This is a genomic window from Litorimonas sp. RW-G-Af-16 (assembly GCF_048319245.1).
GTDB lineage: Bacteria > Pseudomonadota > Alphaproteobacteria > Caulobacterales > Maricaulaceae > Litorimonas.
Genome location: NZ_CP166993.1, coordinates 1,935,475 through 1,958,830 on the forward strand (window position 1 = coordinate 1,935,475; position 23,356 = coordinate 1,958,830).

The window sequence follows — 23,356 nt, forward strand, 5'->3', positions numbered from 1 at the left end:
ACGCCCGTCAATATTTACATTCCGTGCTTGAACATGCGGCGACGCTCAACAGAGGACGGGATGTTCATGCTTTCGCGATATTTCGCAACTGTATGGCGGGCAATATCAACGCCTTGAGCTTGCAACAGCGTGACGATTTTATCGTCTGATTTTACTGTCTTCTCGGTTTCTTCGCTGATTAGAATTTTGATCTTATTGCGCACAGACTCGGCACTATGCCCCTCGCCGCCGTCCATAGACGGGATCGCAGCGGTGAAGAAATATTTAAGCTCATAGAGTCCGCGCGGGGTGTGCATGAATTTATTCGACGTCACACGACTGACCGTCGATTCGTGCATTTCGATCGCGTCAGCGACGTCTTTCAGTTTGAGCGGGCGCATATGATCGACACCGTAAGCGAAAAACCCGTCTTGCTGCTTCACGATTTCGCTCGCCACTTTCAAAATTGTCCGTGCGCGTTGGTCGAGTGATTTTACCAACCAATTTGCATTGGCATGACATTCTGAAATAAATTCTCGCGCTTGCGTATTGTTGTCAGATGCGCTCGCAATTTCGTTGTAATAGCGCTGATTGAGTAGCACACGCGGTAAGGTGTCGGAGTTCAATTCGACAGCCCACCCCCCTTGCGGCGTCTCGCGGATAAACACGTCAGGCTCCACCGCCTGCGCCATCGTCCCCCCATAAGCCATGCCAGGTTTCGGTGACAGGTTCCGCAACCGCGCGACCATGTCTTTCAACCCGTCAACCTTCACGCCGCAGACTTTCGCCAACTTAGCCAGATCATGTTTGGCCAGCATGGCGAGATTGTCTAGTAACGCTTGCATCGGGGCGTCTAGCTCGCCGTTCTCGCGCAGTTGTAATCGCAAACACTCCGCCAAATCTCGCGCAAACACACCCGTTGGTTCCAGCGTTTGCAGCTGCAATAAAATCGTATTAACCCGCGATATGGACACGCCAAGATTGTCAGAAATCTCTGCCACATCGCTGCGGAAATATCCTGCCTCGTCGACTTGGCCGAGCATGTAATCGGCAATCAATTTATCTTTTTGCGACAGGCGCAACATGGCGAGTTGCCCCGTCAAATGCTCTGATAATGTAATGTCAGCAGCTGTATTGGCGGCGGGGTCATAATCACTGCTGCCATTAAAACTTCCGCCCGAATTATTGCGCGACCAATCGACTGTACCGCCGACATCTGCGGCTGTCGCGTCAGGAGACACGGCGTGATCAGGCACATCCATTTGCGAGCTGGCTTCGCCGTGGCTGACCGTATCTGTGGCCGCATTATGTTGTTGTGCGGCGTCTTTTTGCAGGTCTTCGCCGCGACGGTTTTCTTCGCCCGTCCCGCGCTCAAGCAACGGATTGCTTTCCAACTGTTCTTCGACGAAAGCTGAGAGTTCGATATTGGAGAGTTGCAGCAGCTTGATCGCTTGCTGCAACTGCGGCGTCATCGCTAGCTGTTGCCCCTGTCGGGCTTGTAATTTAGGCGCTAAAGCCATGATATTCCCTCATCCCACGCGAGCATTTGCCAAGTCGCAGTCTTGTGCCGCTTTGGATGCTTTCATAGGTGGGAAGGCTTAATTTCAGGTGCAGCGATAAGGTTAATGAAGTCTAGCTTTCGTCTGAAAGTCTGATAATTGAGCCTGATGCAGAGACAGGTCAAAATTTGCGGGCTAACTCGCGCGGCAGATGTCCAAGCCGCCATCAAGGCTGGGGCAGATTTCCTTGGTTTTATCGTGGAATGCCCCAGCAAGCGCCGCGTGAGTGTGAGTGAGGCAGGAACCCTCGCACCGACATCGCTGCCCGTGCCGCGCGTGGCGGTTACAGTTAATCCTAACGACGAGCTCCTCGCCCGCATCATGGCTGAAATGTCGCCAGATTATATCCAACTCCACGGCGACGAAACGCTGGAACGCGTGGCCGAAGTCGGCCTTAAGTTTAAGGTCAAAGTGATCAAGGCCGCTGGCGTTTCAACGGCTGACGACATTAAGCTTGCGAGTGAATATTCTGGCGCGGCTGACCTGCTACTCTTGGACGCCAAACCGCCCAAAGGAACAGATGTGCGCGGCGGACACGGCATTGCGATTGACTGGCAGCTAATCAAGCAAGCCCCTCTACCAAAAACCTACCTGCTTGCGGGCGGCTTGACCCCTCACAATGTCGCGGAGGCTATCGCCCTGACAAATGCGCCCATCCTCGACGTTAGCTCTGGCCTTGAAGCGGCGCCTGGCATAAAGGATCACGCGAAGATGGACGCTTTTATGAAAGCTGTGCGAGGACAGGCCCATGGGTGATCAAAATAACATTCCCTATCCGGACGAAAATGGTCGTTTTGGCGATTTTGGCGGGCGCTTTGTGGCAGAGACTCTCATGCCGCCAATTCTCGAATTGGAAGCAGCATATGAAGACGCCAAAGCCGATCCGAGTTTTCAAGAAGAGTTAGACTACTTTCTGGAGCATTATGTTGGTCGCCCCTCTCCGCTTTATTTCGCGGAACGCCTGACGGAGGCCGCGGGCGGCGCAAAAATCTATTTCAAACGCGATGAGTTAAACCATACAGGCGCACACAAAATCAATAATTGCATGGGTCAGCTATTGCTCGCCAAGCGCATGGGTAAGACCCGTATTATTGCCGAAACTGGCGCGGGGCAGCACGGCGTCGCCACGGCGACTGTCGCGGCGCGGCTGGGTATGGAATGTATCGTTTATATGGGCGCAGTCGATATTGTTCGCCAGAAACCGAACGTGTTTCGTATGCGCCTCCTCGGGGCGGAAGTGCGCGCGGTTCATTCTGGCACGGCGACCTTAAAAGACGCGATGAACGAAGCTCTGCGCGACTGGGTCACCAATGTCGGCGATACGTTTTATTGCATCGGCACAGTCGCGGGTCCGCATCCCTACCCCGCCATGGTGCGTGATTTCCAAGCCGTGATTGGCCGCGAAGCCAAGCAACAAATTATGAAGACTGAGGGGCGTTTACCTGACGCTGTCGTCGCTTGTATCGGCGGCGGGTCTAATGCGATGGGGCTGTTTCACGATTTTGTAGGCGATAAATCCGTGCGTCTGATCGGTGTTGAAGCGGCGGGCAAAGGCGTGAAGTCTGGCTTGCATGCAGCCTCTTTGACAGGCGGCACACCTGGTATTTTGCACGGCAACCGCACCTACCTCCTGCAAGACGAACATGGCCAAATTGCGGACGCCCACAGCATTTCAGCTGGGCTCGACTATCCCGGCATTGGCCCTGAACACGCGCACCTGCATGATATTGGTCGCGCGGAATATGTCAGCGCGACTGACGACGAAGCCCTCCACTGGTTCCAAGAATGTGCCCGCCTAGAAGGCATCCTCCCCGCGCTCGAACCCTCCCACGCCATCCCGCGCACAATGGAACTCGCGAAGGAACTCGGCAAAGATGGGCTAATCATTATGAATATGTGCAGCCGCGGCGATAAAGATGTGTTCACGATTGCCGATGCTCTGGGAGAGCATATTAGTGAGGGGACGCAGGGATAAGCTAAGTCGGTGCTAGTTAGTGGGGAACTAAATCTCATAGGTGCGCGTTGTTCTCCTACTAATAACGGAGGACTACCCATGACTAATTCAAAAACCAAAGCGTTCACAGCCATCATTTTATCAGCATTTGCCATGCTCGCTGCGGCTTGCAACACAGTTGAAGGTGTTGGCCAAGACCTCGAAAGTGCGGGCGATGCAGCCGAACGAACCACGGATGAAATTGCGAATTAAGCGATCCAAAATTTAAAGCAAAGCTCGCTACGTTAGCGGGCTTTTTTTCTGGTCAAACAAGTAGGCGCAGCTTAAACCCTTGCCCATGACCCAGCGCCTAGATACCACATTCAAAAACCGCAAAGCCCAAGGTCAGGCAGTCTTCGTCGCCTATATGATGGGCGGCGATCCTGACCGCGCCACATCGCAAGCTTTTCTCAATGCCCTGCCTGGCGCGGGAGTCGATATAATCGAGCTAGGCATTCCCTTTACCGATCCCATGGCAGACGGCCCCGTAATTGAAGATGCAGGCATCCGCGCGCGCGTATCTGGCACAACGCTCACGACTATCTTAGAGATGGCAGCAGAGTTTCGTGCGACGAATAGCACCACGCCTATCATTGTCATGGGCTACGCTAATCCCCTGCACCATATGGGCTATACTAGCTTCGCGAAGGCCGCATTTGACGCTGGCATTGACGGAGCAATTATTGTCGATTTGCCGCCTGAGGAAGACGGCGAACTCCGCGACACCTTTGCAAAACATGACCTAGCTCTGATACGGCTTGCGACACCGACGACAGACGCCAAGCGCCTTCCTAAAGTTGTCGAAGGCACAAAAGGCTTTGTTTATTACGTCTCTATGACAGGCATTACAGGCGCGAGCTTTGCGCAAGCGGGGAGCGTCAAAGATCAAGTCGCCCGCGTCCGCGAAGCCGCGAACTTACCCGTTGTGGTCGGCTTCGGCGTCAAAACACCAGAACGTGCGCGCGAAGTGGCCAAGGATGCAGATGGCGTAGTTGTCGGCACAGCGATCGTTCAAGAACTTCACGAAAAAGGGCCAGAGGAAGCCTTGGCTCTCGTGAAATCACTGGCAGACGCCACGCATTCGGGGTAAACTACGATATGAATTGGATCACGAAACTCACGCCGCCCGGCATCAAAGACATCTTCACCAAGAAGGACACGCCAGACAATCTCTGGATCAAATGTCCGAAGTCTGGCGAGATGGTGTTTAGTGCTGACTTGCCTGGACTTTTGCATGTGACGCCTGCGGGTCATCATATGCGGATCGGGCCAGATATGCGGATGGATTACACCTTCGATAATAGCGAATATATCGAAGTGTCGATTCCCTCAGTCGCCAAAGATCCGCTGAAATTTAAAGACGACCAAAAATATACAGACCGCTTGAAAAAAGCGCGTGCCAAAACTGGCGATGACGACGCAATGAGCATCGGCGTCGGCAGAATTCACGGCATTGAGACTGTTGTGCTAGTGCAGAATTTTGCCTTTATGGGCGGCTCACTCGGCATGGCGGCGGGCGAAGGCTTGATTGCGGCGGCTGAACATGCGGTGGCACATAAACTCCCGCTCGTCGTCTTCACCGCTGCTGGCGGCGCAAGGATGCAAGAGGGCGCATTATCATTGATGCAAATGCCGCGAACCACAATCGCCGTGCAGCGTATGCGCGAAGCGGGCTTGCCCTATATCGTGGTGTTATGCGACCCGACGACAGGCGGCGTTACTGCCAGCTACGCCATGCTAGGCGATGTGCATTTGGCCGAACCAGGCGCATTGATCTGCTTCGCTGGCCCGCGCGTGATTGAAGAGACCATTCGGGAGAAATTGCCCGAAGGGTTCCAGCGGGCTGAGTTCCTGGAAGAAAAAGGCATGATTGACCGCGTTGTCCCGCGCAGCGAAATGCGCAAAACGCTCGCCCAAATTCTCGCTGTGCTGATGCAGGCCGAACCGACGCGCGATTATGTCGACGCCTAGCTCGGCTGCCGCGCAAGACTTGGAACAGGCGCTCGCCGCGCTCACCGCGCTTCACCCAAAAAAAATTGATCTCGGCCTAGGGCGTGTTTTGGATGTGCTAGCCAAGCTCGGCAATCCGCAACACCTCCTGCCGCCCGCCGTGCATGTCGCTGGGACAAATGGGAAGGGATCAACGATTGCCATGCTGCGCGCCATGGCGGAGGCGGACGAGCTGAAAGTCCATGTCTATACCTCGCCGCACTTGGTCCGCTTTAACGAGCGTATCGTTGTCGCCAGCCAAGAGATCGACGATGCGACATTGCTGGATGTTATTACGCGGGTGCGGAGCCGCCAATGACGGCGCACCTTTGTCATTTTTTGAGGCCACGACAGCAGCCATGTTTCTCGCCTTTTCTGAAGCTCCAGCCGACCTTGCGATTATCGAGGTAGGGCTTGGTGGACGGTTTGACGCGACGAATGTTTTTGACCCTGCCATATGCGGTATCGCCCCTGTCGACTATGATCATGCCGAATTTTTGGGTCGTGACCTCGCTGGGATTGCCCGCGAAAAGGCTGGGATCATCAAAGACCATGTGCCCGTTTACATTGGCAAGCAAGGCGAACTTGTGAACGCCGTTATGGACGCCGAAGCGCAAAAACATCGCGCACCAATTCAGTTTCAAGATCAGGATTTCAAAACTTATGGGCAGCATGGACGGCTCGTTTATGAAAGCTCGCAAACCTTGCTCGATCTGCCTCTTCCTGCGCTGATCGGGGAGCATCAGATTTCCAATGCGGGGCTGTCTATTGCCCTCGCGCGACATATGAAAATATCGGATAAAGCAATAGCCAATGGGCTGAAAAACGCCAAGTGGCCAGCCCGCATGCAGCGCCTAACCCAAGGGCCATATGCCGACATGGTCACGGAAAGCGGCGGCGAATTATGGCTTGATGGCGGGCATAATCCACACGCCGCGCGCGCCGTCGCCAGTGCCATGGCCGAGCTAGAATCTGTCACCTCCCGACCGCTAATTCTCATCACGGGCATTTTAGCCAATAAGGACATCGGGGGATTTTTGGACGCATATGAAGGTCTCGCAAGCGCAGTTATTGGCGTCTCTATAGATGGCCACGCCGCCCTTGCACCAGAAACGCTCATTGAAATTGCAGAGGCTCGCGGTCTGATTGGTCAAGTCGCCAACAACCTCGCAGATGCCGTGCAACGCGCGATCAATACGGGCGAAGCCCTGTCACGGCAAACAACGGATCAACCGATCATTCCGCCGCGTATCTTGATTTGCGGATCGCTATATTTGTCAGGCGAAGTTTTAAAGGTCAGCGCGTAGGGAATATCAGCCTTTAGTCGTCGCGGCTATGCGTGTTCCGCAACCCATTCTGCCAATTTCGATTTTGTCATGGCACCGACTTTCGTGGCTACAACTTGACCTTCTTTGAAGATCATCAGTGTCGGGATGCCGCGCACATGAAACTTTGCAGGCGTTTCTGGATCGTCGTCAATATTGACTTTCGCGATCTTAATACGATCACCCATTTCCTCTGAAATCTCTTCGAGCGCAGGGCCGATTTGCTTGCAGGGGCCACACCATTCTGCCCAAAAATCAACGAGGACAGGCTTATCAGACGCGATCACGTCATCTTTGAAACTCGCATCAGAAACTTTAACCGTGGCCATGAGGCGCTCCTTAGAAAAACATTATGGTAGGATAGATTTAGGAAGCGCCTCAATGTTTTGCAAGGCCTCCGTCAGCATTGCTTTTGGGAGCGGCATGAGGCGCGGCGTTTCGGTCCACAACAGGGCAACATCGACGGTGTGATCTGGATAAACCTCTGCGATCAAAGCACGGTAAGCCGCCATTTGTGCGAGATATTGCGGGGCAATCATATCTGGACTGACAGGCGGGTCGCGATCCGATTTATAATCAACGATCAGGACACGGTCGCCTTGCACACACAGCCTATCAATCTGTCCATTCAACCAAATAGCCTCTGACCCCACATGAATTTTTCCCGCAACTGAAACCTCGCTGCGGGAGCCATGGGCGAACAAATCTGCATAGTCAGGGTGGTTTAACACCGCCGTAACCTCATCAATAAAATCTTGCTTTTGCTGCGCGGACAATACGGTGTATCTTAGCCAAAATTTGACCCGCAATTTCAGTCCGCCTCTCACGTTCAAAATCAGGTAAAACTTCGAGAAGCTTGTGAATAATTATCCCGCGCTGATAACGCCCTTTTTGTTGCGCCGCGCTTGGCGAACTTGGCGAGAGCGTGTCGCGCATACCGTCCATCAAGTGCGATGGGCTGAGCCGGGGGGCAAATGCTCTGGCGCCCGTAACTCACGCATCCAATGAGGGGCATCAAACGTGTCCGAAGCCGCGAGAGTTGAGGTCTTGTCTAAGGCTGATGGTAACTCACCGAATCGCAAAATCTCTATGGTTTCATTGTCGGTCGTAGGCAGCGTATCAACGGTTGTCGCAACCTGTTCAAAGGCCGACTTGACGCGATCATACCAACTGCCGTCCTGATAGCCATTTTCCGTGCGGCCATGCTGTGACCCGCAGATAATTAGGCGCGTCTCGGCCCGTGTCATGGCAACATAAAGCAACCGCAACTGCTCTTGCGACGTCTTGAGCGCATGCGCTTCAAAAGCGTCTTGCAGCCCTTCGGGGCGTTCTGATTTAGGCGGTGCCCACGCATATCCCGCCCCAACTGGGATTAAACGATCCTTGGCCACAGGCACCGCTGTTGTGTCGGGCAGAAATACGATGGGTGCTTCCAAGCCTTTGGCCCCATGCACAGTCATGACGCGAGCTTGCCCAGTGGCCAGGTCAAGGTCACGTTTGATCTGCACATCATTACTCGAGAAATCGCGGACGAAATATTGAAGGTTCGGCGCACGGCGATATTGATGGTCAAGCGCGCGGGCCAAAAAAGCATCAAGCGCCTCCCGCGCTTCCATTCCGAGCCGCTTAAAGAACCGCTCTCGCAGGCTCCGACCAGTCCCGTCCATCCGCTCTAGCGTTGCTGTCAAAAAATCAAACGGCGGCAGTGAGAGGCTATCCGCGATCATCTGCTCAAGAGCTTCGGCGATATCAGGGCGACGAGATTTCACCGCCTCCCACAACGCACCCTCGCGATCAACGGCAACTTCAAACAAGGCGTCATCATCAAAGCCAAATATCGGAGATTTTAGAACTTCCGCCAGAGATAAATCGTCCAAAGGCAGTAAAACAAACCGACACAGCGACAGTAAATCTTTGACAATAATCGCATCTTTTAGTGTCAGCCTATCAGCCCCCGCGACAGGCACATCGTGTTTTTTGAGTTGTTGAATGATCGCGTCAAAAAATGCATTGCGGCGCTGCACGAGAATCAGAACGTCGCCTGCATGCACTGGCCGAGTGCGACCAAGATCGCGATCAAAAATTGGTTCCCCAGCATCTATCCACGCTCGAATGGTGCGGGCGATCTGCTGCGCCAGACGGACCCGTTGATGCCGCTCGCCCAGCGCATCGACAGGCGTCGTGTCCCAAGGCGCTTTTTCCTTCACGTCCTCAAGTTTTGGCACGATCGGCCATAATTCGACACAGCCGCTATCCTCGCGAAACGCAATATGGCGCGCGATATCCGATGCGGGCGGATAGTCGGTATCAAACATTTCCCGCAGCGCCCCACCTTCGATTAACACGTGATCCACCATATCAAGGACTTGCTGCGTTGATCGAAACGACATGCGCATTCGCACTTCGCCTAGATCGGACAAGCCAGCATAATATTGAATTTGGTCCAAAAATCGCTGTGGGTCAGCACCTTGGAAACTGTAAATCGATTGCTTCTCATCGCCCACTGCAAAGAGCGTGCGAGGGTTCGACGGTTTGCGGTCTGGGTCATCTTGGAAAAACGGCGCGGCTAGCGCGTCAATAATTTGCCATTGCTCAGGCGATGTATCTTGCGCTTCGTCCACCAAAATGTGTTCGATCCCACCATCGAGCTTATAACGCACCCAATCCGCCACAGCAGCATCCGATAGCAAGTCTCGCACCAGTAATATCTGATCCGAGAAATCGAGCGCGCGGAGATCATGTTTGCGCGATGCGTAAAGGGTAGAAAACCGCGTGGCGACTGTCAGAATATCACGGCTCATTTCCAGCATGACTGTACCGCGACGGTCTTGCTCTGCTTGGATCACATGCACAGCGATCTGATCGATAGAGGTCTTGATCGGCTCAGCTATGCCCTTGGTATAAAAACTTTTTGTCGGACTGCCCGCTTTGGTAAAAAACATCGTGCTGAGAGCTTGAACAGCGTCCATAGCATCGGATGCCTCTAAAGCGGCCTCTATCGCAACAGCGCGTTTGGCATCCGTTGATGATGATTGTGAAAGGGCGTCGGCAATGGCTTTCAAGTCTCTTTGGTCCAAGCTCTGCCATAGCTTTTCTGCCACCGCTCGTTGCGTCTCGTCCTCTGGCAATTTTAAGCGTGACGCTAAATCTGACTGACCTGTGGCGGCCCAGCGTTTGATTTTTTCAGGCGATCCGACCACCCAATTAAATAACTCATCCAGCGTCTTATCCGCCCGCGCGACACTCAATTTTGCCAAGGCAGCGGTGAGTTCAGGATCATCGTCTGACGCCGCCAAAATCAAAATTTGCTCGCGAATTTCAGCGCGCAATTCTCGCTGTTGATCATCATCCAACGGCTCAAAGCCAGGCATAACACCCGCCTCAATCGGGAAGCGGGAAAGTATCCTTTCGCAAAAAGCGTGAATGGTTTGGACCTTCAATCCCTCTGGCGTTTCCAACGCTTCGGCAAATAATTGTCGCGCAAGACTTAAGGTGACCGACGGGGTAATCGCCTCAAATGGCTGCCCAAATGAATCACCGAGTTGTGTTTTCAAATCGGTGTCATTCATCACCGACCATTGGCCGAGCTTTTTAAATAAACGCGCCTGCATTTCCGCAGCGGCGGCTTTTGTATAGGTCAGGCATAGAATGTCTTGCGGGGCGACATTGCGTAATAATAGACGCGAGACCCGGTCCACCAAAACGCGCGTTTTACCTGAACCAGCATTGGCAGACGCCAAGCGGGTATGGTGCGGATGGGCGGCTTTGCGCTGCTGCGAGAGCGCGCTATTGTAGTTCTGTTCACGGGTTGGGGTCACGTATCGCCCTCCCCGTCACCGCTCATGATTCCGCGCCATTCTGCCCGCCGCGCGAGATGGTCATAATCGCCATATTTATTTTGATATTGCACACGTGGTTGCGACGGATAACCTGTCTCTGGCGTGTCAAATTCCGTAATTAATTGCTTCAATATTTCTTCAGCTTCCGCAGCCAAAGTCATCGCATCTTTGCCGGATTTATAATGCGGCGCAGTTACGATTTGCTCGGAAAACCCTTTATTCGCACCCTTCAGTTGGAGATAACCAAGCTGTGTCGTCTCGCCCTTTGGTTGGTCTTTAAAGGCCCCATTTTTCGCGAGGAACGCTGCCAAAGGCAGCTGCGGATCAAACCCAGCTGTCACCACAGCGTTAGTTGACGGCACCCCTGTTTTGAAGTCGATAAACGCGTAACCTTCAGGGCTACGTTCAATTAAATCTGCCACGCCTGTCAGACGGAAAGGCGGTGTTGCGAACGTGTAATTGGCGTAGACTTCTTGGCCAACAATCTCAAAACCCTGCATGTCCCTGTCTTTAAGCCATGCCAAAAACTGCCTTGCGATTTCATTGAAACGCGGCATCTCGTGGTGGATGATCTCTGGGGCATAGTGATGTTCTTTGAATTGCGTTTGGATATGATCCAATAAGATTTCGCTCTGCGAGATGTCATATGGACCTTGGTTTTCAATCAAAAAAGTCTCGATCGCGGCATGAAGTGCAGTCCCAAAGTGACGCGCATCCTGTGCCATATCCAGATCGTCCAAGCCCTCTAAACCAAGGCAATGCTTTGCGTAAATCGCATATGGATCCCGTATCCAAGTCTGCACACCCGTCATAGAAATCCGTCGCCCCTCGCCCGCTGGCTGCAGCTTCCCACGGTAATAACTCCAGCGTTTATCGACAGGAGGTTTGGGCAGTGGCGGCTCAGCTGGCGTTATGGCGTCTGCTGCAACATAATCCAAAGACTGCGCCGCAGTCAGGTATGTCTGTCCGGTCTGTAAGAGCCGTTTTGCCGCGCCCTCTCCCAGCGCGCCCGCCAACAAAGTTTGCAAGCGCCAGACCCACCTCGCGGCTACGGTTGGCCCGCTATCATTGCGTTCAGAACGGGTGAGATAGACACATGGGTTCGCCGCTAATTCCGCGAAATCATGCGCCGACAAACCATAACGCCGCTCCGGTAAAGATAAACTCATCGCCCTGCGCATAGACCGCGACAGAAAAGGATCAACGCTCGGGGATGCAGGCCAAGTGCCCTCGTTCAGCCCGCCCAAGATGACAACATCAGGGGCAATTAAACGCGCTTCCAATGGCCCCAAAATTGAGAGTCGCGCTTGATTGCTACTGTCCTGCTTCACAACTGTATTTTGTAACATGCGGTGGATAAGGCGGATAATTCCTTCGGAATTTGTATCAGGCAATTCAGCGCCGTGAGAGATCAGACCTGTCAGTAATTGCCCCGCTTGCGCTCCCGCTAAGCCGACCCAAATCGTTCGCCCGCCCTCACTCACAGCCTCCGCCGCGCTCACTAGTGCTGATGCCCAAATGCTCGCAGGCGCTTTGCCGTCGAGTTCAAGTAGTGGCGCAATCGCGGCGTATAGTTTCGTCACTAATTCGGGACGTGTGGCATCTGTGAAGTGTGGACGAATCCCGCGAAATTCTGCCTTCTCTAAATCTGGCCAAGTATTCGGATCATCCGTCAATGCGCAAAGTGGATGGTGCATAACGACGCTAATTTCAACAGGGCCTTCTGGGTCGTGCGCAAGTTGGAGCAGCGCCAGCAATAGCCCCCCTATTGGTGTTTGCGATAACGGCTCGCCTTGCGACATATCAACGGAAATTCCCCAACGCCCCAGCCTTGCTTGAACGCGTCGCGCCAGACCTTGGTCAGGGGTCACAAGAGCCGCTGTCCGCTTCGGCGTTTCCAAGGCGTGACGCAAAATCAGGGCGATACTCATCGCCTCATCTTCGTCATTCGGCGCTTCAATCAGCGACAGCCCATCCATGGCGCGATTGAAAATATCGTCGCCGTGATTGCGTTGTAGGGTCTCTATCCGCCCCAGCCAATCGCTCGTTTTATCAACAGCGACAAGCGCTTCATTAATTACCATACGTCGGAGGTCAGTCACAGGCAGGTCACCTGTCGGTTTCAACTGCAGGGACGGCACGATTTTGCGCCAATCTATGACGTCGCCGCGATCCATCTTCATACGCTCAAGCAAGCTTTTGAGGGAGTATTGAGGGTGCTGCACATCAATCGTATCCCACGCTTGGTCAGTGCTAGCCTGTAATCCTGGCAGAACGACCATGCCTTGGGGCAGTTCCGCAACACAGGCCATCAGCCGTGCCGTCGCCGATAATGTGCCCGTCGACCCAGCGATAATCACGGGATAACGCGGCGGAGCCTCGCGCCAGCTATCTGTCAGCAGATTAAGTAATTTCACCTTACGCGCCTGCGTCTCAATCATACCAATTTCAGCCAGCCGCGCGGGCCAATATTCCTCAATGATTTGGTAGAGTGTCGCGGCATGTTGGAAATGCAAAGCTGACTCGCTCAAGATATTTTTCCACTCATCCGTGTCTGTAATCGTCACTTCTTCCATCGCGGCATCATCAAAAATTGCCAGCAATGGATCAGCCAGCGCCAAAGCTGTGGCAGGGTCAAGCGGGAGGTCGGCGGCGCGGCGGTGATACGCTGTGACCAACTTCGCCATTTCAAAACGGCGCTGCATGGGCGGCATGGCTGGCGCGACTTCGCCAATTAATTCGCCCGGCTCAAAAGGCGGCTCTTCTGGGTTAATGTCCGCGAGAGGTTTCATGCGCGGTAGGAGCGTAGCGCCGCGACCTTCGGACTGGGCGAGGTCTGTGAGCGCGTCTCGCATGCCTTGGACGGCACGGCGGGTGGGCAATAAAATCAGCGCGTCTTGAAGTGCGTCGCCGTAATGCGCCGACAGCCCCTCGGCCAGATATTGCAGGAACGGCACACCAGACGGCATATTGTAAACGTGGCGAGGATGGGGAATCGCTCCGCTCAACGGTTTGCTTGCTGCAACACAGCCTCCGCCGCATCCCGTGCACGTGGGTCACCGACATGCATCCAGTAGCCTGGCAGTTCAACACCGAAGACGGAAAGACGTCTTAGCGTGTCGTTCCAAATTACATTTCGCGAGAATTTTTCTAGCGCAAAACCTTTGGCTAATTCAGGTTTAAAAATCTCAACACCTGCATAGATATAGCGAGCTGTTTTTCCAGCGCGGCGGGTGAGCCTGAAATCCTGCGACATGTCAAAATCGCCCTGCCCGTCATAACCCAACGCAGCGTCTCGGCGAGCCAGCAAGAATAATTCGTCCATTTTTCGCGCGTCCCACGTCGCTAACATCGCCGCCAAGGCGGGTGCAAACTCAACCCATATCGCGTCAATATTACAGATGAAAATAGGAGCTTTTCCGAGCAGCGGAAGCGCTTTGACTAGACCGCCGCCCGTCTCTAACAAATCGTCTCGTTCATCCGAAATAATAATTTCAGGGCCCTGTTTGCGTGCTTTTAAGTGGGCTTCCAAATGATCAGCGTGAGCGTGGACATTTACGATTGCTCGCGTCACACCCACCTCTGCCAGCCGGTCTAGCATATGGTCAATTAGCGGCTTTCCGCCCACTTCGACCATAGCTTTAGACCGATCATCTGTCAGCGGGCGCATGCGTGTTCCGTAGCCTGCGGCCATAACCATCGCTGTTTTTATCGCGGTCATGATAGCGCCTCTGGCAAGTTAGCTTCAAACCATGTGCGAATTGGGGTGACGGCTGGATGGGCGAGATCATCAATTAAATGACGCTTCACGCGCGGGAGCAATGCCCGGTATTGCGGCTTTCCAAATTTCAGATCTGCGCGCACTGGAAAGCCGAGCAATTTCGTTCCGCGCTGTATCAGACAAGACAGCATAAGCCGCCCGAAAATCGACGTCGTCTTTTATACCCGCACGGTCACAAAACCGCGCAATTAAATGATCTTTCAAATCCCTTGATACATCACGGCGAATATCGGTAATTAACGACATCAAATCGTATGCAGGATGCACGAACAATCCGTCTTGAAAATCAATCAAACCGACATTGGATATACCGTCTCGGACAGGCAGCCAGAACAAGTTCTCGGCGTGAAAATCGCGTAGACATAGGCCATCTGCATGGGCCTCAAGATATTGAAAACTGTCTGCGTAAAGCGCGTAAAACTCCGAACGGGCATCGCCCTCAAACGACTTACCAAAATCTTTCGCAAACCAGTCCAAACATAAATCTGTTTCGGCTAGAAGTGCGGCTTCGTCATAATCACGCACACGCCAAGTCGTATCTCGATAGGATAAAACTTGCGGAAATGTGCTGCGATATATTGCGGCGAGCGTATCGACGGCAGCTTCATATAGCGGGCGCTCATCCGCCGCGTCTTGCGCGATCACTTTGGCATAGACGTCTTGCCCAAAATCTTCGAGCAACATCAGGCCTGCCTCCATATCTGCCGCGTAAATCTGCGGCGCAGAAAAACCTCTTTGCGACAAGGCATGTGCGATACAGGCAAAGGCTTCGATATTCGGCCCCGCCAATCGCGCCAATGCGTTATAGCCCAGCGCGCGCCGATCCTCAATGCTAGCTCCCTCAGGCTCACTCGGCGCTTCGGCCCCCTTTGGCGCGTCCATCAATACGGCCGCAGTTCCGTTCAGCGTGAGGCGTTCGTAACGCCGTGTTGACGCATCCCCCGGCACAGGCGTTCGGCTTGCCTTCGCCCAACCCGCTTGCGCCAAGAACGCTTCTATCTGGGCTTCGCGGTCAGACATCGCGGTCGTCCCAACCCGTAAGTTTTACAACGCGACCCGCGCCCTCAAATTCAACAGAAATCTCTAACGCGTCATCTGGTAACAAATCACCAAGACGGTCGGGCCATTCAATCACACTCACAATCTCGTCCATCGCATCGATCAAGCCCAACTCATAGGCGTCTTGCGGCCGCTCAAGGCGGTATAAATCGCAATGCCACAACTCATAGGTTGGCATGTCGTAGGTCTGCACAAGTGTATAGGTCGGAGACGGCACTTCGATGTTGCCAAGCTGGCTTTGGATCATGCCTCGTACCAGCGTCGTTTTACCGGCGCCTAATTCCCCGCGCAGCGCGACGCAATCCCCCATGCGTAAGACCCGCGCCAATCGCGCGCCAAAGGCCAAGGTCGCTGCCTCATCGGATAAAGGATAACTCGTCACACCCAAGCTCTAACAACTTGCAAATCTGTGACAAGCCCCTAGATAAAGAACAGATTAAAAATTACAGGACTGGCCCATTATGCCCAAAATTCTTTTCACAGACTCCACTGGCACAACTCGTGAAGTGGAGGCCAAAAAAGGCATGTCTATCATGGAAGCCGCCGTGCAAAACATGGTGCCAGAGATTGACGCGGATTGCGGCGGGGCGTGTGCCTGTGCGACCTGTCATGTCTATGTCGCGGAAAGCTGGCTCGGTAAGCTGAAGCCCAAAGACGATATGGAAGACAGCATGCTGGATTTCGCCGAAGATGTGCAAGACAACTCCCGCCTCTCTTGCCAAATCCTGGTCAATGATGACCTTGACGGTATCGAAGTGAGCACGCCAGAAGCGCAGTAAGTTTACGGGGGGTGAGGGCCGCCCTACTGCGCATCCGCAAATAATTCTGGATGCGCGCTATCTGTGGCAGCTTCTTTGGGGAGGTAGCAGGTGACGTGGGTGCCTTCGCCCTCTTGGCTTTCAAGCTCGACCCAACCGCCATGACGCTCGACAAAACGCTGCACGAGAGCGAGACCGAGACCTGCGCCGCCTCTACTGCTCTCAAAGCTCTCAAACACTTGACCTTGGCGATCTGACGGGATGCCAACACCGTCATCCTTCACCCATAGTTTGATCCCGCTGGCGACAGGCTCCGCCCCTAGTTCAATCACCCCGCCTGGCTTGGTGAAACGTAGCGCGTTGGACAGCAAATTATAGACAACCTGCTTGAGGCGCGTTTCGTCCGCCCGGATTTTGCCGATGTCTTTTGAACATTTTAGATCGAGTGAGATTTTTGTATCATCGGCTTTCGTCGCGACATAATCGAGCGCGGTATTTAGCATGGCGTAGACATCCACATCGCCCAAGTCGAGGTCGAGCACGTTGGCTTCTATCGCGGCTATATCCAAAATATCATCGATGATTTTCGCGAGGTCTTCGGAGGCGCTTTGGATCGCAAAAACGTATTCGCTTTGCTTGTCGTTCATCTCGCCCGCCCCACCATTTTGCAAGAAATCGGAATAGCCAGAGATCGTCGTCAACGGTGTGCGCAGTTGATAGCTGACGTGACCAACAAATTCTGACTTCATGCGGTCAGCTTCTTCCAATGCTTCGGCGCGTTCAATCAAAGCGGCTTCGGCGCGGCGGGAAGAAGTCACATCGTCCCACGCCACAAGGGTAGCGCCGTCCGGCAAAGGCTTAGACAGCCACGTCAGCATCTTATCATCCGAGCGTCGAATCTCACCCTCAACTTGGCGGCGCACATCAGGATTAGGGTCTGTCGCCCGCGCTTTTAATTCGTCCCAAAATCCTTGATCATGATAAAGCGGCAAGCAGCGTTCGATCAAATCAGAGAAGCGTGGCCCGTCTTTAAGGTCGTCGTCTGATAACTCCCACATGCGGGCAAAAGCCGCGTTGTGTATTTTCAAACGCCCATCCGTCCCGAACACAGCAATGCCTTCTGATAGACGATCTAGCGTTGCGCCTTGCACATTTATCAATGTCCCGAGCTGACCCTTGAGTGTCAGCGCGTCCGTCATGTCAGAGAACATGAGCGAAATTCCGCCTTGCGGATCGCGCATCCGCACTAAACGCAGCGTTCGCCCATCGGGAAGTCCCCATAGTGCGTCCGGCATTTCCTCCGGCCATTCTGTGTAGAGCTGCAATTCGCTCGTCTTCCACGCTTGATAGTCAGCTTGCGCAGGCAGGAGTTCACGTTCGCGCAAATGATCGAGCCAGTAACCATGGGACGGTGCGCCCTTAAACCAACCCTCGTCAATTCCGAATAGCTGTGCGAAAGCTTTATTGTGAAAGCGCATTTTTTGGTTAGGGCCAAAGATCACAACGGCTTCGTCCATCGCATTTAGCAGCTCGTCATGCGCCCGCACTTGCTGCGACAAAGCTTGGCGGAGTTGATGGGTTTCTGTCGCGTCCGTGGCGATACCTGCCACGCCGCCACTGACAGGAAATAACGACACGGCTGTAGCGCGATTTTGCCCCGCCAACACAATATTACGAACATCTTCGACACGCTCATGCGTTTGCAAAACCACTTTCGCTTGGCTGGCTGCTTTTTCATCGAGGTGGATTTGATTGTTCAGCACATCACGCATATTGGCGGCTTTTACCGCGTCAATATAAGCAGCATTGACCCAGTTCAGGCGCCCACTGCCGCTCATCCGCCAAAGCGGGAAAGGGGCACGGCTCATCATTTCAATGAAGGCGACAGGATCGACCTCGGCCGTTATTTTATTCGTCTCAAACCGCGAAATGGCTGTGCGCTCATCTTCGCCGCGAATAGAGGAGTCCTCTAACCACAGCACGACTTGACGACCCGCAACACGCCCATCAACTTCAATCACATTCCCTTCGGGCAGCACGATTGAGATCGAAAAAGGAGTCCCCGTTGTTCGAAGTTGCGCGATATAGGTGCGTAAAGTCTTGTCCTCAACAGATTCTGAAATCGTGTTCAGATCAGCTAGCCCGTTCAACACGCGCTGCGCCGTATCTTTGGACTTTCCAGCCTCTGCAAACCGCATCATCGATGCGAGGGCGGCTGGTGAGCCGAATAAGCGCGGCTTGCCCCAATCAGAATTCGGATCTGGCGCAGCCTCTTCCCATACCAAAATCAGGCCAGGATAGGTGCCAAAGATCGAGTCAAACCGCCCAACTTGACGGTCAAGTTCAGCGGATTTCTGCTTCCAACGCGCGGATGATTTGCCCTGATTCGACAAAGTGCGCAGGGCAAAGCCGCATGCGAGAACTGCCAATATGACAGATCCCACCGTGATCCAGAATTGCATGTCCAGAACGTCTGGTAGCACCTTAGCTTTTCCCTTTAATCACCAGCATCATAGAGACATTACCGCCTCCATCATGCCGTGGCCCGCTCAGCTTTATCAGAGGGCTTAGCGGAGTGCGTGCGCGAATAAAAGAGCGGATTTCAGCCCGCCTTTGCCAGACGTGATTTACGCCGCAAGCTTTGCGATCAGAGCGACGAGATCATCCGTTATTGTCTCGACTTTACCCGCATCATCGCCCTCGGCCATCACCCGAATGAGAGGTTCAGTTCCAGACGCCCTGACTAAGACGCGTCCTGAATTTCCAAACATCGCCTGGGCATCATTTATCGCCGCTTGTACATCTTTCATCTCCAGAGGCGATTGTCCTGAATAGCGCACGTTCTTTAGTAATTGCGGTACTGGCTCAAACAAGTTCAATGTCTCGCTGGCGGGTTTGCCAGAGCGAATAATCTCTGCCAGAATTTGGAGGGCTGCGACCGTGCCGTCCCCCGTTGGCGTAAAGTCGGTCATCAAAATATGACCCGACTGCTCACCACCGACATTATATCCATCCGCTCTCATCCGCGCCGCCACATGGCGATCGCCGACATCTGTTCGGATAAATTCAAGATTTCGGTCTTGGATAAACCGCTCTAGCCCTAAGTTAGACATGACAGTCGCGACAATCCCAGGGCGTGAGAGCTGCCCTTTGACGTGCCAGCCTGAGCCGATTAAGGCCAATAGTTGATCCCCGTCTACAATGCGTCCTGTCTCGTCGCACATGATCAAGCGGTCTGCATCACCGTCCAAAGCAATGCCTAAATGCGCGCCTTGCTCCACCACTGTTTTGGCGAGAAGATCGGTATGGGTTGACCCGCAATCTTGGTTGATATTTTTGCCATTCGGCGCAACACCGATCGGTATCACCTCATCTGCCCCTAACTCCCACAGAGCGGCAGGCGCGGTTTTATAGGCGGCCCCATTGGCGCAATCGATCACGATTTTCAAACCTGAAAGGCGCATCCGACGCGGGAAAGAGGCTTTGACAATTTCGATATAGCGCGCCTGCATATCTTCATACCGCACCACGCGCCCAAGGTCTTCTGACTCAGCCAGCCCGCGTTCGTCTTCGGCCAAAAAACTCTCAATTTCGTGTTCGGCCTCATCGGACAACTTGCGACCGTCAGGGCCAAAAAACTTGATCCCGTTATCTGCGAATTGATTGTGCGACGCCGTAATCATGACGCCCATATCCGCGCGCAAAGTGCGAGTCAGCAGCGAGACTGCGGAAGTCGGGATTGGTCCTGTCAGTTTGACGTCCATACCGACCGAGGTAAAACCCGCGACGAGGGCGGGTTCAATCATATAACCTGACAAACGTGTATCTTTGCCGATGACAACACTTGGACGGCGTGGCTGTGTCTTGCGGAAATATGTGCCCGCCGCTTGGCCGAGTCGCATGACTTTCTGCGGCGTCATTTTACCAATATTTGCGCGGCCTCGCACACCATCCGTGCCAAAGAATTTTTTCTTAGCCATTACGTCGGTTCCTCAAACTGTATTCCATCAAGTCGCTCAAACTACGTTGCGCAGGCAAAGTGTTCAAAATCAATATGACTGAACTATGTCACCAGATATTTAATTTTAAGACGAAGAGGTCAAGCGACAGACTTAGCCGCCGAGCGAAACTTTGCCAGCGCGGAAGCGCAGCAGCACACGGCAATTCTGTAAGGCTCCATCAGCAGGCGGAGCAAAGGTCCAAGCCTCGACGGCCTGACGCGACGCTTTTTCAAACAAGCCCTCTGGCACAGACCGTTCAACCGTCACATTTTCTGTTTGCCCTGCCGTGTTGACGTCCAAGCGCATAATCACCCACCCTTGCCGTCCTGAATTAAATGAACGGCGCGGATAGTCTGGCAAAACAAAATTCATTGCCGCCAGCTTTTCGCCGCCCAAGCAGTCATCCTTATCAGCGTAGCCCTTTACCCAGGGGTCGGGCGGATATTCGCTGCGCGGCATAAAGACGTCTTTGGTGGCGCATCCCGATATGACAATCATGCCAATACAGGCAAAGCTGCATATAAGGCGTGCGATCATTCGCCCTCTCCAAAGCGGTCTTCCACCAACTTCACCAGAGCAGCGACAGCTGCGTCAGCTTCTTTTCCTGTCGCAGAAATCGTCAAATCTTCGCCGCAAGCAGATCCAAGCAAGAGCAATTCCATCACGGAGTCAGCAACAACAGTTTCGGCGCAAACATCATTGTGACTGCGCACGAGAACTTCGGCGTCAAATTGTATGACACATTCCATGAATTTGTTGGAAGCACGCGCATGCAGGCCGCGCTTATTGAGGAGTGTGACGGTGGCCGCGACAACGGGCGCGTCAGAGTGTGTGGCAGGGCTCAAGTTTCACCCGCCAAAATTTTCGACGCAATCGCGATATAACGCTGCCCCGCATCTTTCGCTTTTTCTGCGGCTTCATTCAGCGACACATTATTGCGGGCCTCGGCCAGCTTGATCAGCATAGGCAAATTTACCCCCGCCAACACTTCAACAGATCCCTCGCGCAGCATAGAAATCGCAAGATTGGACGGCGTGCCGCCAAACATATCTGTCAGCAGAATAACGCCTTTGCCCGTATCAACACCGTTAACCGCAGCGCGGATGTCTTCGCGACGCTTCTCCATATCGTCATCAGGGCCGATGCAAATTGTGGCGAGCCCCTCTTGAGGGCCGACGACATGTTCTGTCGCGCGACGTAATTCTGTCGCCAATTCCCCGTGGGTGACAATCACAAGACCAATCACAAAATTCTCCTATTTGATCGCTCACATAATCAAATAAAAAACGATTTGGGAAGCGAAATTTACCGCTTTGAGCGCCCGAAGCGCTTCGCTTTTTTTGCCGTGTTTTTAGGCGCAGACGGCCCGCCGCCGCGGGTTTGACGCGGGACATTTACGACAAAACGCGCGCCTACAACTTTGCCCTCGTCAGATATACGGTTTTCAGCATAAATGAGGCCTTTATGCGCAGTTATAATCTGGCGACAAATCGCAAGACCTAAGCCCGAATGAGAGCCAAATTGTGCGCCTTTTGGGCGTTGTGTGTAAAACCTGTCAAAAACTGTTTCTTCATTCCCCTCTGGGATGCCTGGCCCCTGATCCTCGACAATGATGAAAACACGACCATCCGTTGTTTTCGCACCAATCCCGACAATGCCGGTTGGCGGTGAGAAGGTAAGCGCATTATCGATCAAATTGCGTAAGACTTGCGCGAAGGGCGTCTCAAAGGCGCGAATAAAGACGGGGTCGTCGTCGGGCAGCTTGGAGTAATTCACAACGCTTGGCCCTTCGCCACTGCGCGTTTGGCTATAGAATTCTGTGATATTTCGAATAATCTCACTAACGTCCAATGTCTGCGCCGTCTCTCGCGCGAGGTTTGCGTCGACTTTTGAGGCTTTAGAAATATCCGAAATCAGGCGATCCATCCGGCCCACATCTTGTTGAATAATATCAATCAGCTTGGCCCGTTGCTCGTCAGTTTTCGCGACGCGCAAAGTATCGGACGCCGAACGCAGGCTGGTCAGTGGGTTCTTGATTTCATGCGCTACATCGGCGGCAAAATCTGCAATATCGTCAATGCGCGTGTAGAGCCCCTGAGTCATTTCTCTCATCACAGTGGACAAGTCACCGATTTCATCCCGACGGGAAGACAAGTCTGGGATAGCGTCACGCTTCTCCGAACTGCGCGTCACAATCTCCGCCGCCCTGGCAAGGTGGCGCATGGGAAGGGTAATAAACAAAGTCAGCGCCATGGATGACAGCAGCGTTGCGATAAAAGCAAGCGTGATGATTGGCGCCAGCGCACGGCGCTCCGCACTGACAATACTTGCGACATCATTACTCTCGACTGTCACAACGCCCAATACTTGCTGCACGCGTTTGACGGGCAGAGATACTGTCACAATCAGGTTGTCATCGGCGTCATAACGCGGCCCCTCAGCAGGTTCACCCGCCAGAGCTTTATCCACATCCAGCTTTAAATCACGCCGCCAAGCATCGCGGCGATGCTTTCGCCAAGGTAAATTAAAGGCGGCCTTTGACATCCAACTCCGGACCCTCTCCTGCCAGACATCTTGCCAGCGCGGATCGGGCTGCTCTGTAATAATCGGATCCAGCGTCGACATAGAGATTGTATCGTCGAGCGCCTCCGTATCCAAAGCGACTTGTCCAGCATCATCATGGAGGCGCACACGCCAACCCTCTGGCACATTGACACCGCGTAGGACTTGCCGTGCACCCTCCAAATCAAGCTCTGCCGCGCCGCCATATCCTGTGGCCTGCTCGCTGATGACCGTTGTGATCGTCGCGGCCAGCGAGCGCAGATTGTCGACTTTCGCCTCGATCAACCCGCTTTCAAAGCGGTTCATCGCCAAAGCTCCAAAAACGAGGATCATCAAGCCAATGATGTTAGAGAAGAAAATATTGCGGGTCAGGCGCGAGGTCAGTAGTGACCGACGCGGGCCGCGACGTCTATCGCGTATCTTGGTCCGCGTGCGCTCTGACGGTGATACATCACTATTTTTATTGCCCGAGACGGCGACCGTCTCGGCTTTTTTATGCATCCTAAGTTTC

Annotated in this window: 22 protein-coding genes; 8 read left to right on the plus strand and 14 right to left on the minus strand. The window is 53.6% G+C overall.

Going from position 1 to position 23,356, the window contains the following annotated elements; translation table 11 throughout:
* Nucleotides 1–14: 14 nt before the first annotated feature.
* Nucleotides 15–1,499 (minus strand): RNA polymerase factor sigma-54, encoded by a 1,485-nt coding sequence (gene rpoN, locus AB8615_RS09590; protein ID WP_418152323.1) that lies wholly within the window; start codon nt 1,497–1,499, stop codon nt 15–17.
* 147 nt (nt 1,500–1,646) lie between these two features.
* Between rpoN and AB8615_RS09595 the strand changes: the two genes are divergently transcribed.
* From AB8615_RS09595 to AB8615_RS09625, 7 genes are all read left to right on the plus strand, one after another.
* Complete coding sequence (locus AB8615_RS09595) at nt 1,647–2,294, plus strand: phosphoribosylanthranilate isomerase (RefSeq protein ID WP_409432374.1); 648 nt, start codon at nt 1,647–1,649, stop codon at nt 2,292–2,294.
* Nucleotides 2,287–3,513 (plus strand): tryptophan synthase subunit beta, encoded by a 1,227-nt coding sequence (gene trpB, locus AB8615_RS09600; protein ID WP_418152325.1) that lies wholly within the window; start codon nt 2,287–2,289, stop codon nt 3,511–3,513. Before AB8615_RS09595 ends, trpB begins: the two co-directional genes overlap by 8 nt.
* Before the next feature lie 78 nt (nt 3,514–3,591).
* A complete protein-coding gene (locus tag AB8615_RS09605; RefSeq protein WP_409432376.1) occupies nt 3,592–3,744 on the plus strand; it encodes an entericidin A/B family lipoprotein in 153 nt (50 codons plus the stop codon).
* Between the two features lie 85 nt (nt 3,745–3,829).
* The gene (trpA, locus tag AB8615_RS09610) at nt 3,830–4,621 is read left to right on the plus strand and encodes a tryptophan synthase subunit alpha (RefSeq protein ID WP_409432377.1); all 792 of its coding nucleotides are present in this window, start codon (nt 3,830–3,832) and stop codon (nt 4,619–4,621) included.
* 8 nt (nt 4,622–4,629) lie between these two features.
* Nucleotides 4,630–5,502: an acetyl-CoA carboxylase, carboxyltransferase subunit beta gene (gene accD, locus AB8615_RS09615; RefSeq protein WP_409432378.1), complete on the plus strand. Its 873-nt coding sequence runs from the start codon at nt 4,630–4,632 to the stop codon at nt 5,500–5,502.
* Nucleotides 5,489–5,839: a hypothetical protein gene (locus AB8615_RS09620; RefSeq protein WP_418152326.1), complete on the plus strand. Its 351-nt coding sequence runs from the start codon at nt 5,489–5,491 to the stop codon at nt 5,837–5,839. Before accD ends, AB8615_RS09620 begins: the two co-directional genes overlap by 14 nt.
* Nucleotides 5,793–6,827, plus strand: a complete 1,035-nt coding sequence (locus AB8615_RS09625; RefSeq protein ID WP_418152327.1) for a bifunctional folylpolyglutamate synthase/dihydrofolate synthase — start codon at nt 5,793–5,795, stop codon at nt 6,825–6,827. Before AB8615_RS09620 ends, AB8615_RS09625 begins: the two co-directional genes overlap by 47 nt.
* Before the next feature lie 26 nt (nt 6,828–6,853).
* Here AB8615_RS09625 and trxA read toward each other — a convergent pair whose 3' ends face one another.
* The 7 genes from trxA to tsaE all read right to left on the minus strand — a co-directional run bounded on the left by trxA (nt 6,854) and on the right by tsaE (nt 15,906).
* Nucleotides 6,854–7,174 carry a thioredoxin gene (gene trxA / locus AB8615_RS09630; protein ID WP_409432380.1) on the minus strand — a complete coding sequence of 107 codons (321 nt, stop codon included), beginning with the start codon at nt 7,172–7,174 and terminating at the stop codon, nt 6,854–6,856.
* A 21-nt stretch (nt 7,175–7,195) separates the two neighbouring features.
* The gene (locus AB8615_RS09635; RefSeq protein WP_418152328.1) at nt 7,196–7,621 is read right to left on the minus strand and encodes a PD-(D/E)XK nuclease family protein; all 426 of its coding nucleotides are present in this window, start codon (nt 7,619–7,621) and stop codon (nt 7,196–7,198) included.
* A gap of 168 nt (nt 7,622–7,789) precedes the next feature.
* Nucleotides 7,790–10,663 (minus strand): double-strand break repair helicase AddA, encoded by a 2,874-nt coding sequence (addA, locus tag AB8615_RS09640; RefSeq protein WP_418152329.1) that lies wholly within the window; start codon nt 10,661–10,663, stop codon nt 7,790–7,792.
* Entirely contained in the window at nt 10,660–13,692 is a 3,033-nt protein-coding gene (locus AB8615_RS09645; protein ID WP_418152330.1) for a PD-(D/E)XK nuclease family protein, read from the minus strand. The genes addA and AB8615_RS09645 overlap by 4 nt, the downstream gene beginning before the upstream one ends.
* Nucleotides 13,689–14,405: a nucleotidyltransferase family protein gene (locus AB8615_RS09650; protein WP_409432383.1), complete on the minus strand. Its 717-nt coding sequence runs from the start codon at nt 14,403–14,405 to the stop codon at nt 13,689–13,691. The genes AB8615_RS09645 and AB8615_RS09650 overlap by 4 nt, the downstream gene beginning before the upstream one ends.
* Before the next feature lie 69 nt (nt 14,406–14,474).
* Nucleotides 14,475–15,485 carry an aminoglycoside phosphotransferase family protein gene (locus tag AB8615_RS09655; RefSeq protein WP_418152331.1) on the minus strand — a complete coding sequence of 337 codons (1,011 nt, stop codon included), beginning with the start codon at nt 15,483–15,485 and terminating at the stop codon, nt 14,475–14,477.
* Complete coding sequence (gene tsaE, locus AB8615_RS09660) at nt 15,478–15,906, minus strand: tRNA (adenosine(37)-N6)-threonylcarbamoyltransferase complex ATPase subunit type 1 TsaE (RefSeq protein ID WP_409432385.1); 429 nt, start codon at nt 15,904–15,906, stop codon at nt 15,478–15,480. The genes AB8615_RS09655 and tsaE overlap by 8 nt, the downstream gene beginning before the upstream one ends.
* 79 nt (nt 15,907–15,985) lie before the next feature.
* On the opposite strand from tsaE, the gene AB8615_RS09665 reads away from it, so the two are divergent.
* On the plus strand, nt 15,986–16,303 hold the full coding sequence (locus AB8615_RS09665; RefSeq protein WP_409432386.1) for a 2Fe-2S iron-sulfur cluster-binding protein: 318 nt from the start codon (nt 15,986–15,988) through the stop codon (nt 16,301–16,303).
* Between the two features lie 23 nt (nt 16,304–16,326).
* On the opposite strand, the gene AB8615_RS09670 is transcribed toward AB8615_RS09665, so the two are convergent.
* The 6 genes from AB8615_RS09670 to AB8615_RS09695 form a co-directional block, all read right to left on the minus strand.
* Complete coding sequence (locus tag AB8615_RS09670) at nt 16,327–18,765, minus strand: sensor histidine kinase (RefSeq protein ID WP_409432387.1); 2,439 nt, start codon at nt 18,763–18,765, stop codon at nt 16,327–16,329.
* A 144-nt stretch (nt 18,766–18,909) separates the two neighbouring features.
* Entirely contained in the window at nt 18,910–20,262 is a 1,353-nt protein-coding gene (glmM, locus tag AB8615_RS09675; protein ID WP_409432388.1) for a phosphoglucosamine mutase, read from the minus strand.
* Nucleotides 20,263–20,394: 132 nt separating this feature from the next.
* On the minus strand, nt 20,395–20,820 hold the full coding sequence (locus AB8615_RS09680) for an energy transducer TonB (protein ID WP_409432389.1): 426 nt from the start codon (nt 20,818–20,820) through the stop codon (nt 20,395–20,397).
* On the minus strand, nt 20,817–21,128 hold the full coding sequence (locus tag AB8615_RS09685) for an HPr family phosphocarrier protein (RefSeq protein WP_409432390.1): 312 nt from the start codon (nt 21,126–21,128) through the stop codon (nt 20,817–20,819). Before AB8615_RS09685 ends, AB8615_RS09680 begins: the two co-directional genes overlap by 4 nt.
* Nucleotides 21,125–21,529 carry a PTS sugar transporter subunit IIA gene (locus AB8615_RS09690; RefSeq protein WP_409432391.1) on the minus strand — a complete coding sequence of 135 codons (405 nt, stop codon included), beginning with the start codon at nt 21,527–21,529 and terminating at the stop codon, nt 21,125–21,127. The genes AB8615_RS09685 and AB8615_RS09690 overlap by 4 nt, the downstream gene beginning before the upstream one ends.
* A 59-nt stretch (nt 21,530–21,588) precedes the next feature.
* The gene (locus AB8615_RS09695; protein WP_409432392.1) at nt 21,589–23,346 is read right to left on the minus strand and encodes a stimulus-sensing domain-containing protein; all 1,758 of its coding nucleotides are present in this window, start codon (nt 23,344–23,346) and stop codon (nt 21,589–21,591) included.
* Nucleotides 23,347–23,356 lie beyond the last annotated feature (10 nt).